At 65.5% G+C, this 12,252-nt stretch carries 8 protein-coding genes; 7 read left to right on the top strand and 1 reads right to left on the bottom strand.

The features are described from left to right. The 5 genes from DV707_RS07690 to DV707_RS07670 all read left to right on the top strand — a co-directional run bounded on the left by DV707_RS07690 (position 1) and on the right by DV707_RS07670 (position 5,347). Complete coding sequence (locus DV707_RS07690) at positions 1–924, top strand: ABC transporter permease (protein WP_103989845.1); 924 nt, start codon at positions 1–3, stop codon at positions 922–924. Then, positions 924–1,757 (top strand): ABC transporter permease, encoded by an 834-nt coding sequence (locus DV707_RS07685; protein ID WP_103989846.1) that lies wholly within the window; start codon positions 924–926, stop codon positions 1,755–1,757. Before DV707_RS07690 ends, DV707_RS07685 begins: the two co-directional genes overlap by 1 nt. A gap of 3 nt (positions 1,758–1,760) precedes the next feature. After that, the gene (locus DV707_RS07680; protein WP_103989847.1) at positions 1,761–2,792 is read left to right on the top strand and encodes an ABC transporter ATP-binding protein; all 1,032 of its coding nucleotides are present in this window, start codon (positions 1,761–1,763) and stop codon (positions 2,790–2,792) included. A gap of 126 nt (positions 2,793–2,918) precedes the next feature. Beyond that, complete coding sequence (locus DV707_RS07675; protein ID WP_103989848.1) at positions 2,919–4,262, top strand: aminomethyltransferase family protein; 1,344 nt, start codon at positions 2,919–2,921, stop codon at positions 4,260–4,262. A 269-nt stretch (positions 4,263–4,531) separates the two neighbouring features. Beyond that, positions 4,532–5,347: an HAD-IIA family hydrolase gene (locus DV707_RS07670; protein ID WP_103991180.1), complete on the top strand. Its 816-nt coding sequence runs from the start codon at positions 4,532–4,534 to the stop codon at positions 5,345–5,347. 141 nt (positions 5,348–5,488) lie between these two features. Here the strand turns inward: DV707_RS07670 and DV707_RS07665 are convergent, their stop codons facing one another. Then, positions 5,489–6,691 carry a Cdc6/Cdc18 family protein gene (locus DV707_RS07665; protein WP_103989849.1) on the bottom strand — a complete coding sequence of 401 codons (1,203 nt, stop codon included), beginning with the start codon at positions 6,689–6,691 and terminating at the stop codon, positions 5,489–5,491. Between the two features lie 877 nt (positions 6,692–7,568). On the opposite strand from DV707_RS07665, the gene DV707_RS07660 reads away from it, so the two are divergent. After that, entirely contained in the window at positions 7,569–9,674 is a 2,106-nt protein-coding gene (locus DV707_RS07660) for a DEAD/DEAH box helicase (protein WP_103989850.1), read from the top strand. A gap of 8 nt (positions 9,675–9,682) precedes the next feature. Beyond that, positions 9,683–12,184: a type I restriction endonuclease subunit M gene (locus tag DV707_RS07655; RefSeq protein ID WP_103989851.1), complete on the top strand. Its 2,502-nt coding sequence runs from the start codon at positions 9,683–9,685 to the stop codon at positions 12,182–12,184. Positions 12,185–12,252: the final 68 nt, after the last annotated feature.

The following is a 12,252-nucleotide window of genomic DNA, read 5'->3' as shown; positions in this document are numbered from 1 at the left end:
ATGGCGGCCGATCAAGTATCGACGGGCACGCGGGCGGTGGAGTCGATTCGGACCACCGTCGGGTCGCTGGTGTCGCCCGCGTCCGAGCGACAGCGGGAGATACGGCGTGTGATCGCGCTCTGCCTCCCGTTTTCGGTGCTCCTGCTGTTCTCCGGCGTGTTCCCGCTGACGGAGATGTTCCGGATCAGTTTCTCCGAGAGCCGACTGGTGACCGAGGGGTTCACCGTCGAGTACTACCGAACGATGGTCACGGACCCCTACTACCGGAACATCGCGTTCAACACGCTCTGGTTCGCGGCGGCGACGACGGTCACGTCGATCTGCGTCGCCGTCCCCGTGGCGCACGCCCTCGAGAAGTACGCCCTCCCCGCGAAGTCGGTGATGCTGACGGTGCTCTCGTTCCCGAACAGCCTCCCCGGGATCGTGGCGGCGTTCATGATCATCATCCTGTTCGGTAACACGGGAATCCTCAGCAACGTGTTCGCCTTCCTCTCGGGCCAATCGAGGATCGACGTCGCGATCGCGACGAGCGTCGGCGGACTGTTCTTCGCGTACATCTACTCGATGATCCCGCGGGCGCTGCTGCTGCTGCGCGGGACGTACGCCGAAGTGAACACCGACGCCGAGGAGGCCGCCCGAGTGCTGGGCGCGACCCCGCTACAGACGTTCCGCTACGTCACGCTCCCGCAGATCAAGCCGGGAGTCATCGGCGCGTTCATCCTGGTGTTCAGGACGGGACTGGCCATCTTCGGGACGGTCCTGATCCTGAAGGGACTGCTCGTCTGGACGCTCCAGATCGATCGCGAATTGGCCCAGGGGTTCAACATCGCGCAGGCGTCGGCGATGGCGACCGTCTGGTTCGTCTTCGTCTTCGGGTTCACCGTGCTGATGCTGCGCTACACCTCCGCGGAGGTGAGCATCTGATGACGGAACGCTTCGGTCGGGGCAGCCTCTCCGCTCGATTCGGCCGCCCCGTCGTCACGCTCGTGTTGGTGCTGACGCTGTTCTTCCTGGCCTTTCCGGTCGTGATGACGTTCGTCAGCTCCTTCGCCTCCGACTGGTTCGGGGTCTTCCCCACCGGGTTCGTCACCCTCGCAAACTGGGAGGACGTCATCGTCGGGACCGGCGTCGGGGCCGACGTCTCGGTCGGGTCCTCGCTGGCGTACAGTACCGGCCTCGCGCTGGCCGGCGTCGTCATCAACCTCATCGTCGGCGTGCCGATCGCCTACGCCGTCGCGCGCTACGACTTCTGGGGGCGCGACTGGGTCAACGTCTTCGCGATCCTGCCGTTGGCACCGGGGATCATCCTGGGGGTCGCGTTCCTCCGGACGTACCCCGACCTCTCGACGTCGGGCATCGCCCTGGTCATCGGCTACTCGCTGTTGAAAGCGCCGTACATGGTGATGGCCGTCCAGTCGAGCTTCCAGTCGATGGACCTCCAGCAGATCGAAGAGAGCGCGCGCTCGCTGGGCGCGTCGTGGCCGCGGACGTTCCTCACGGTGATCGTTCCGAACGCCCGGACGGGTATCATCGCCGGGTCGATCATCTCCTGGACGCTCGCCGCCGCGGAGTTCAACTTCTCGTACATCGTGTACTCGCGGGGGACGCCGCCGCTGGCGATCTTCCTGTTCAACAACATCACCAACGCGTCGTTCCTGAACGCCGCGGCCGCGGTGTCGGTGTTCTTCCTCCTGATCGCGTTGGTCACGATCGCGCTGCAGATCATCGGTAACCGCGGTGCGGTACGGAGGATCTAACCTATGTCCGAAGTTTCACTCGAACACGTCACGAAGCGATTCGACTCGACAGTCGCCGTCAACGACGTCTCGATCGACATCGACGACGGTGAGGTGATGGGCATCGTCGGGCCGTCCGGCTGCGGGAAGACGACCGCGCTGCGGCTCGTCGCCGGATTCGAGACGCCGACGGACGGGACGATCCGCTACGACGGCGAGGACGTCACCCACGTCCCACCGGAGAACCGCAACGTGGGGCTGGTGTTCCAGTCGTACGCGCTGTTCAACAACATGAGCGTGCTCAAGAACGTCACGTTCGGGCCGAAGATGCACGGCGTCGGGAAGGACGAGCGTCGAGAGCGCGCCTACGAGTTGCTCGAACTGCTCGACATCGAGGAGTTGGCCGACCGGAATCCGAAGACGCTCTCGGGCGGCCAGCAACAGCGCGTCGGCCTGGCGCGAGCGCTCGCGATCGAGCCTCACATCCTCCTCCTGGACGAACCGATGACGGGGCTCGACGCCAAGTTGAAACAGACGCTGCGAGAGGAACTCGGCCAGTTGCTCGACGACCTCGGCGTGACGACGCTGTACGTCACCCACGACCAGGAGCAGGCGATGTCGATGTGCGACCGGATCGCGGTGATGAACGAGGGGCACCTCGAACAGATCGGAACGCCGGCGGAGATCTACGAGGAACCGGCCAACGAGTTCGTCGCGGGGTTCATCGGCACGGCGAACCTCCTCGAGGGGACCGTGCGCGACGGGACGCTCTCGCTCGGGTTCGAGGACGTCGAGACGCCGGAGACGGTCACTTCCGACGGGGAGGTGACGGTGTTGGTCCGACCGGACGACATCCCGGTTGGCTCGGGACCGGTCGAGGTCGAGGTGACGAACCTCTTCTACCAGGGCGAGCACATCCAGGCGACCGGCGAACTCCCCGACGGGCGGGAACTGACGCTCCGGTTGGACCGCTCGGAGACGGCCGTCGGCGTCGGCGACACGGTGTCTGTCGACTTCGATCCGGACGCGCTCCACATCATCGAATCGACCAAGTGACGACCGGAGCGGTCGATCCGCAGTCGAATCGGAAACCGGGCGTTCGAACGCGCTGGTTCCCACGTATTTACGCCCACTACCGATATCGGTAGTAATTATTAAGTCGGTGACCCGAGATGGGACCGTATGTCCGAGCGAAGCCTCCAGGACGCGCTCGAATCGGCCGGGAGCCCCCCGGAGTTGCTCCGACGGAACCGGGGCCGACACCCCTATCCCGTTCCCTCCGAGCACACGAACTGGATCGAGGAGGTTCGAAGTTGGCGGGAGACCTGCAGTCTCTCGGACCTCTCACACCACCAGAAGGATCTGTACGTGAGGGGTCCGGAGGCGCTCGACGTGTTCGCCGACCTCGGCGTCAACGACTTCAGCGGGTTCGAACCCGGACAGGCGAAGCAGTTCGTCGCGTGTAATCCGAACGGGTACCTCATCGGCGACGCCATCCTGTTTTACCTCGACGACGAGGAGTTGAAGCTCACGGGGACGCCGATCGCCCCCAACTGGGTCGAGTACAACCTCGAAAAAGGCGCGTACGACGCGATGTCGGAGGCCGACGAGCGGTATCACGACAAGGACGAACCGCACAAGACCTTTCGGTATCAGCTCCAGGGCCCGAACGCGCTCGACGTGATGCGCGACGCCGTCGAGGGGGAGATCCCCGACATTCCGTTCTTCGACTTCGACGAGGTGACCATCGCGGGCGTCGACGCCCACGCGCTGAAGCACTCGATGGCCTCGAACGTCGGGTTCGAGATCTGGGGGCCGTGGGAGGAACACGAGACCGTCCGCGACGCCCTCGTCGCGGCCGGCGAGGACCACGGGCTGCGGCAGCTGGGCGAGAAGAGCTACAAGGCCCAGGGTCAGGAGAAGGGGTGGATCGCCCGTCCGGTGCCGGCCATCTACGGCGACGAGATGGCGGAGTACCGCGAGTGGCTCCCCGCCGACAGCTACGAGGCGATCAGCACCCTGGGCGGCAGCTTCGACGCCGACGACGTCTCGGAGTACTACCTCAACCCGATCGAACTGGGTTACGAGCGCTTCGTGGACTTCGATCACGACTTCGTCGGGAAGGAGGCGTTGCGGGCGATGACCGAGGAGTCCCAGCGAAAGAAGGTGACGCTCGTCTGGGACGACGAGGACGTTCTGGAACTGTTCGCCTCGTTGCTGCGAGAGGGAGAGACGTACAAGTACTTCGACCTCTCGATGCCGTACTGGGCGGTGTTCCACTACGACGAGGTGCTGAAGGGCGAGGAGACGGTCGGGCTCTCGAAGTACTTCGGGTACACGTACAACGAGCGTGCGGTGCTCTCGCTGGCGCTCGTCGACGAGGAGTACGCCGAGCCCGGAACCGAGGTGACGCTCGTGTGGGGCGAACCCGGCGGCGAGTCGGAAAACCCGAAAGTCGAGTCGCACGAGCAGACGGAGATCACCGCGACCGTCGCGCCGAACCCGTACGTGGAGGCGGAGCGGTGAACCGCCTCGGGAGGAGAGACAGTCAAAAGTAGGAGACCGGATGTCAGCGCTCGACCGCACGAGGGAACCAGCCGTCGATCCCGAGTGACGGAGCGTCACGGACGCTGTCACGACAAGATTTATTTAGGAACGTGTAGGAATTGTTTATTGATGGAGTGGATAGCGCCCGTAATTTTATCCGGGAATCGCTCAGGTGTGGACCGTCGGGCGGTTCTCGATTCCGACAGGAGAGCGCAGGTGCCACAGTGCGGGAAGCGACGGAACCGCCGATGAACGGGGGCACTCTGGAACCGACGGGCGGTCCCTACGAAGCGGCGATCCTCGATCTGGACGGGACCGTCTACCTGGGCGATCGGCTCATCGCCGGCGCCGACGACAGCATCGCGACGCTTCGGGAGCGCGTCGGAACGGTCCTGTTTCTCACGAACAAGGCGATCGCCCGTCGGCGGGACTACAGCGAGAAACTCCGGGGACTCGGTGTCGAGGCCACCGTCGACGACGTCGTCAACTCCGGGTGGGTGACGGCGCAGTACGTTCGCGAGACCTATCCCGACGAGGAAGCGTTCGTCGTCGGAGAAGCACCGCTACTCGACGAGTTCCACGAGGCCGGCGTCGAGACGACGACCGACCGTCCGGCCGATCTGGTCGTGGCGTCGATGGATCGGGAGTTCGATTACGAGGCGCTGGACGTTGCGCTCCGAACCCTCGACGGCGGCGCGCCGTTCCTGGCGACGAATCCCGACCGAACCTGTCCCACCGAGGACGGGGCGATCCCGGACGCGGCCGGGATGATCGGCGCGATCGAGGGCGTGACGGGAGAGACGGTGGACGAGGTGCTCGGGAAGCCCTCTCCCCGGATGATCGAGACCGCGCTCGATCGGGTCGGTGTCGACCCCGAACGCTGTCTGATGGTCGGCGACAGGATCGAGACGGACATCCGGATGGGCGAACGCGCCGGGATGACGACCGTACTGGTGCTCTCGGGAGTGACAGACCGCGAAACCATCGACGCGGTCGACGTCGAACCGGATTTTGTCCTCGACTCCCTCGCCGACGTCGACGAGGTGCTCGGGGAGAGAGCGTAACCGGAGCGGAAACGGAATCAGAGAAGGACTTCGATCACCGCCGGGTTGTCGGATGGGATCGTGATGATTACTCTCACTGTTCACTGCCGAGCGTCGTCAACGGGGGGAGCCCTCGGCGGTACGAGACGAGAGTAATCGATATCAGGCAACGTCCTCGGTCAGTACGTCCTTGACGACCTGCGGGTCTTCGAGTAGCTGGTGTTTGGTGTAACTGCCCTCGGCGCTCCCGCCGCTGTGTTTCGACTGTTCGATGATGTCGAGGAAGGCGTGCTCCTTGAGGAGGTCGCGCACGCGCCGCAGCGAGAGCGTGTCCGATCCCTGGCCGTCGCAGATGTTCTCGTAGACCTCGTAGACGCGACTCGTCCGGAACCCCTCCTGGCGGTCGCTCGACAGCGAGAGGATCGCGAGCGCCTGGAGCACGTATCGCGAGTGGGGCGTCGATCCCCGGATGAGTTCGCGGAACCGATCGGTTTCGGCTCGCTCGCGCGCCTGCGTGACGAACTCCTCTCGGACGGTCTGTGCGCCGGTCGACTGCGCGATCTCGCCGGCGTACCGGAGGATGTCGATCGCTTTCCTGGCGTCGCCGTGCTCCCGGGCGGCGAGGGCGGCCGCCCGCGGGATCGTCGAGGCGTCGAGGACCCCGTCGCGGAAGGCGTCCGAGCGCGCCTCCATAATTTCTCGCAGTTGGTTCGCGTCGTACGGCGGGAAGACGAACTCCCGTTCGCACAGGCTGGATTTGACCCGTTCGTCCATCCGATCCTTGTACTGGATCTTGTTGCTGATGCCGATGACGCCGAGTTTACACTGCTCGATCTTGCCCGCCTCGCCGGCCCGCGAGAGCTGCATCAGGATGTCGTCGTCGGAGAGCTTGTCGATCTCGTCGAGGAGGATGAGGACGACGTCGTACTGTGCGTCCAGGATCCGCCACAGGCGCTTGTAGTACGTCGAGGTGCTGAGCCCCTTGTCGGGGACCTTGATGCCGGTGACTCCCGATTCGTTGACGCCGTCGGCGATCGTCTGGACGGCCTGGGTTTCCGTGGTGTCCTGCGCGCAGTCGACGTAGGCGAAGGTCGCCTTCACGTCCTCCTCGCCGGCCGTGTCGACCAGACGCTGTGAGACGTACTTCGCACAGAGGGACTTCCCGGTCCCGGTCTTCCCGTAGATGAGGACGTTGCTGGGACTCTGACCGAAGATCGCGGGGTTGACCGCGGCCGCGAGGTCCGAGATCTCGTCGTCGCGACCGACGATTCGTCCCTCTCCCGGGAGGTGATTGATCTCGAGTAACTCCTTGTTGGAGAAGATGGGATCCTCTCGCGTAAAGAGGTCGTCGCTGGTGTCCGGCATACTACAGGACACCGGGTTTCCGGTGAAATACGTTGTTATTCCCCGCGACTCACGGGGTGGTACTTGTCGCTCGTGCCGCGTCCGCCTCCCTCGGAGAATGGTGTATATTTCGGCATCGGACACACACCGGGTTTCCGGTGAAACGGGGGAAGGAGGGGGTGGGTTGGACTCGAAGCGGGGGTCGCGAACGGAGGTCGTGTTCACCGGAAACACGGTGTGGTCCCCGCAGGCCTGGGCCGATTCGTGGGCGTCTCTCGGGCTGAAGACGCCGATCAGCGGACAGCCGTAATCCAGAATGCGTCGATGAGGAACGAGGCGAGCGGACTCTGCCTATAAAATGGAGGGAGAGGACGACGGGCGTATTTCGATCGGAACAGGCTCGACGAGCCTCTCTCACTAGCGTGCGACGGAGTCACTGGTAGGTAACGAAAACTGAGTACTTAATTGTTGCTTTTCGAAGGACAGAATTGGGGCCCATCTTCACGCGATTCAGTTATGCTATCTCGGGTCGCTCTATATCGGACGAGTCAGTACCAGCGCATTTCACCGGAAACCCGGTGTGCCCCCGAGGACGGTACCCAGCTTGAACTTCGGGTTGATGCTCGTTCTGCAAGCTCCTTCGGGGGCGATTCACCAGGGTGTCGAATTCACCGGAAACGTGGTGTGCCACCGCGAACCCGAGTCCCGCCGAACCGGCGCAGGCCGACCGCTCGCGACGACGACGTTTCACCGGAAACCCGGTGTGTCCGTTCACGCGGTCCTCTCGTTCGACGCGTTCGTCGGCGGGGTCTGCACATTAGAATGATGACCAGTCGAACCTGCGAGATCGCTGCGAGAGTCGCAAGCCGTTTCCCGATTGGGGCCCTCCCGAAGGACAATGACCGACGAGGAGGGGAGCGCCGAATCAGATACCGACGACCGGTCCGAACCGGACGAGACGTCCGGCCGCGCGGCCGAGGCTGTCGCCGCCGAGAGCCCCGGCCTCGAGACAGCCGACGGCGAGGCGGTCGACGTCGAGAGCTTCCGCGACGTACTGGAGGCGGAGGGTCGGCCCGTGGTGACGGCGTCGGAAGTGGCCCGGAGACTCGACACCACGCAGTCGGCCGCTGCGGAGACACTCGAGGACCTCTCGGAGTCGGGCTCCGTAGAGCGCGTTAACGTCGAATCGGACCCGATCGTCTACTTTCCGACGGAGTGGAGCGAACTCGCCGACCGGGAGCGGATCGTGCTGTTCCCCGAGCGTCGGGAGATCGTCGTCGACCGTCCCACACAGTACACCCGCGCGCAGCTCTCGCAGTTCGCCCACCTGGTCGATTCCACCGGGAAGCGACAGCGAACTACCGCGGATCGGGAGGCGAACACGCGCGGATACATCTACGAGATCAGACAGGAGGACGTCTGGCAGGCCCCGTTCGACGACGTGTCCGACCTGCTCTCGCTGATGCGCTCGGTACTCCCGCGGCGATCACCGCACCTCGAATCGTGGGTGGAGTCGCAGTGGAAACGAGCGAACCGATTCAGGCTGTTCACCCACGAGGACGGCTACGTCGTCCTCGAAGGCGCCTCGGAGAGCCTGATGGGGAACGTGGGCCGCCAGAAACTCGGTGAGGAGCAGTTGGTGGCCCCGATATCGGACACTCAGAGCTGGGTCCGCGACGGCGCGGAAGCGGAGATCAAGCGGACCCTCTACGAGGCGGGCTATCCGGTCGTCGACGACCGCGATCTCGACACCGGGGACCCGCTCGACCTCGAACTGACGGTCGACCTCCGCGAGTATCAGGAAGACTGGATCGAACGGTTCCTCGACCAGCGCTCGGGCGTCCTCGTCGGCCCCTCGGGCGCGGGCAAGACCGTGACGGCCATCGGCGTACTGGCGGCCGTCGGCGGCGAGACGCTCGTGTTGGTCCCCTCTAGGGAACTCGCCACCCAGTGGCGCGAGGAACTCCTCCGGCACACGACGCTCGACCCGGATCAGATCGGCGAGTATCACGGCGGGCAGAAGGAGATCCGGCCGGTGACGATCGCGACGTACCAGACCGCCGGGATGGACCGCCACCGCTCCCTGTTCGGCTCCCGCGGATGGGGGCTCGTCGTCTACGACGAGGTCCACCACATCCCCTCGAAAATCTACCGACGGAGCGCGGACCTCCAGACGAAGCACCGCCTCGGACTCTCGGCGACGCCCGTGCGGGAGGACGACAAGGAGAAGGAGATATTCACGCTGATCGGGCCGCCGATCGGCACCGACTGGTCGAAGCTCTTCGACGCCGGGTACGTCCAGGAACCGGAGGTTCAGATCAGGTATCTGCCGTGGGCCGACGACCTCGCACGCAACGAGTGGGCGAGCGCGGAGGGGCGAGACAGACACCGGATCGCGGCGGAGAACCCACAGAAGATCGAAGCGGCCCGCCGGTTGCTCGACGCACACCCCGACTCGAAAGCGCTCGTCTTCGTCGACTGGCTCGACCAGGGCGAGGCGATCGCGGAGGCGCTCGACGTACCGTTCGTCAGCGGCGAGATGCCGCACCATCGCCGCGAACGCGTGTTCGACTCGTTCCGCGACGGCGACCTCGACACGCTCGTGATATCCCGCGTCGGCGACGAGGGGATCGACCTCCCGAACGCCGAAGTCGCGATCGTCGCGTCCGGACTCGGGGGATCGCGCCGACAGGGCGCACAGCGCGCCGGACGGACGATGCGCCCGGCCGGCGGGTCCCGGGTGTACGTGCTCGCCACTCGCGGCACCTCCGAGGAAGATTTCGCACAGCGGCGGATGCGTCACCTCGCGGAAAAAGGCGTTCGGGTGACGGAATCCGACCGCACTCAGACGGGAGATGGCGAGGACCGAGATGACGATCCGGACGCGGAAAACCGAGACGGCGCCCGAGAGACGGAGAACCGGGATGGCGACCCAGACGCGGAGAACCGAGACGGCGACCCAGACGCGGAAAACCGAGACGGCGACCCAGAGACCGGAGGCTGACCTGTACGATGTCCGGTCGAGACCGATCTGCCGACGTGGATTCCGTCGCCGAACGCTGTTCGAGGGTTCTCGATACCGATCTGCTCTGCGGGTACCGGTCGACGCTCGAAGCCTCGTTGGGCGATCCGGGGATCCGACCGGAGTTCGTCGCCTGGCGGGAGTACGTGAGAGAGAGGCACGGCGATGTGTTCTCTCACCTCGCCGACGAGGGGATAGACGTCGGACATCCAGAAGGGACAGGTGTCCGACGCCCAGAAGGGACAGACGTCGGACGTCCAGAAAACTCTCACGCGAGCGGCACCGAGTCGCCGCGAGTCGGCGTCGACGAGGCGCTGTTCGTCGAGACGCTGACGTTCGATTTCCTGCTCACCGAACTGCTCAACACACTCGAAAGTCGGCTCGGCTGTACCGTCTCCAGACCGCTCGCGGACGATGCTGGGGTCTCCTTCGAGGCGCGCTTCGCGACCGTCCACGAGCGAGTCACCGCCCGGCTACCCCCGGACGCGTTCGCCTCGTTCCGCTCTGCGGCAAGCGAGTTCCTCGACGCGGCGAGGCCGTACGACGTCGGCGCCCTCCACCGAGAGTGCGTCTCGCCGGTCGCCCGCCGCGCCTTCGGCCGCTACGACACGCCCGGCGGACTCGCAGAACTCGCCGCCGAGGAGGTTTTCGACGACTTCGGCGGAGACGAGGGAGCCGCCGGGACCGGCGGATCGGACTCCAGTCGCCCGGGTAGACCCCCGACCGTGGTCGATCCCGGCTGCGGGGCGGGGGCCCTCCTCGCGGCCGCTGCGACGCGCCTCGCGGGGATCCACCGAGACGCTCCGGCCGCTGAACGGGTCCGGACCGTCTTCGATTCGGTCCGCGGGTTCGACGTCGCGCCGAACGCCGTTCGGGCCTCGCGGCTCGCGCTCGTGCTCGCCGTCCGACCGCTGCTCGAAGCGGTTGGCGACGCGACAGCGTCGGCAGACGCTCCGCCGACGTTTACGCCCCGCATCGTTCTCGGCGACGCGTCGGAAGCGACGGTAGCGGATCCTCCACTCGGCGGGACGCGGGCCGACGCGTTATTGCTAAATCCGCCGTGGTTGACGTGGGATTCGCTGTCGGAGGCGGCGAAGGACCGCTGGCGGACCGAGACGGGAGAGGAGACCGGACCGGACCCGGAAGAAGACGGGACCGAACCGGATCCGGAGAGAACCGAGACCGCACCCGAACTGTTCGACCGCCGCGGTCTCGACGCTCGACTCGGGTACGCGAACGACGACCTCTCGGTCCCGTACGCGCTGCGATGCGTCCACCACCTGCTTCGCGACGGCGGCCGAGCGTCGGTGATCCTGAAACGCGACCTCCTCACCGGCCCCGCGGGAGAGCGCCTCCGACGAGCGGACCTCGGCGATCGGTCGATCGTCTACGACCGCGTCCACGACTTCGACTCGTTGCGCCCCTTCTCCGACGTCGATGCGGGAACCGCACTGTTCGCGCTCCGGATCGGGGCGAACGAGGACCCGAACGGTGTCCCGACGACGCGGTGGCACACCGCCTCCGAAGAGTCCGAAGCGGCGCCCGACGCCACGGCCTCGCGACGTCGTGGCGGGTCCTTCGAGTCGCTGTCGACGATGCGATCCGCGTTCGATCGCACCCGGACGCGCCTCGTCCCGGCTGAACCGGACGTCCCGTCGTCGCCGTGGCTCCGTGCCGACGCGGAGCGAGCGGCGGTCGGCACGTGCACCTATCGGATCCGACACGGCGTGAAAGACGACGCCAAGGCGGTCTACGCCGTCGACCGAGAGACGATCGAACGCCACGGGCTCGAACCCGACCACGTCTACCCCTACCTGAAGTCGAAACACATCGTGAAATACGGTCTCTTCGGTCACGACCTCCAACTCGTCCCGCAGCGACGGGTCAACGAGGACAACGAAGACGAACTTCGGACGGAGACGCCGGCGACGTTCGCGTATCTGGACGCCCACCGCGACCGACTCCGCGACCGCGGGTCCTCGTGGTTCGACGACGGACCGTTCTACTCGCTGTTCGGCGTCGGTCCCTATACGTGGTCGGAGTACAAGATCGTCTGGTGTCGCCTCGGGTTCAAACCGCACTTCGCCGTCGTCTCGACGGTCTCCGATCCGGTCGTCGGCGAGAAGCCCGTCGTCCCGGGCGATCACTGTATGTTCGTCGCCACCGACGAGGAGCGGGAGGCCCACTATCTCTGTGCGCTCCTCAACTCCGCGCCGTACCAGCGGTGTCTCCGGGACATCTCTTCCGGCGGCAAATCGAGCCTCTCGAAGTCGACGGTCGAGCAACTCGCGTTGCCCGAGTGGTCGTCGGGGCCTCGACAGCAGCGACTCGCTGCGCTGTCACGGCAGGCCCACTCGATCGTTCCCGACCACGTCGATTGCTCGAAGCGGGCGTACAACAAAAAGACGATCCCCGAGTTGGCCGCCGTGCAACACGAGATCGACCGGACAGTCGAGCGGTTCCTGGTGGATGGCGCCGACCACGCGCCGTGAGGGGCGTCTGTGAATCCTCCCCACAGAATCGACTGACGGCTCCGATGAGTAACCCTTAAGTCCGCCAG

This window comes from Halobellus limi, assembly GCF_004799685.1.
GTDB classification, from domain to species: Archaea; Halobacteriota; Halobacteria; order Halobacteriales; family Haloferacaceae; genus Haloquadratum; species Haloquadratum limi.
This window is presented reverse-complemented; position numbering and strand designations above follow the sequence as displayed.

Bases quoted from the DNA above. Each gene is read 5' to 3' on its own strand.
- DV707_RS07670 (WP_103991180.1), top strand. From the start codon at position 4,532: ATGAACGGGGGCACTCTGGAACCGACGGGCGGTCCCTACGAAGCGGCG.
- DV707_RS07685 (WP_103989846.1), top strand. From the start codon at position 924: ATGACGGAACGCTTCGGTCGGGGCAGCCTCTCCGCTCGATTCGGCCGC.
- DV707_RS07660 (WP_103989850.1), top strand. From the start codon at position 7,569: ATGACCGACGAGGAGGGGAGCGCCGAATCAGATACCGACGACCGGTCC.
- DV707_RS07690 (WP_103989845.1), top strand. From the start codon at position 1: ATGGCGGCCGATCAAGTATCGACGGGCACGCGGGCGGTGGAGTCGATT.
- DV707_RS07665 (WP_103989849.1), bottom strand. From the start codon at position 6,691: ATGCCGGACACCAGCGACGACCTCTTTACGCGAGAGGATCCCATCTTC.
- DV707_RS07680 (WP_103989847.1), top strand. From the start codon at position 1,761: ATGTCCGAAGTTTCACTCGAACACGTCACGAAGCGATTCGACTCGACA.
- DV707_RS07655 (WP_103989851.1), top strand. From the start codon at position 9,683: ATGTCCGGTCGAGACCGATCTGCCGACGTGGATTCCGTCGCCGAACGC.
- DV707_RS07675 (WP_103989848.1), top strand. From the start codon at position 2,919: ATGTCCGAGCGAAGCCTCCAGGACGCGCTCGAATCGGCCGGGAGCCCC.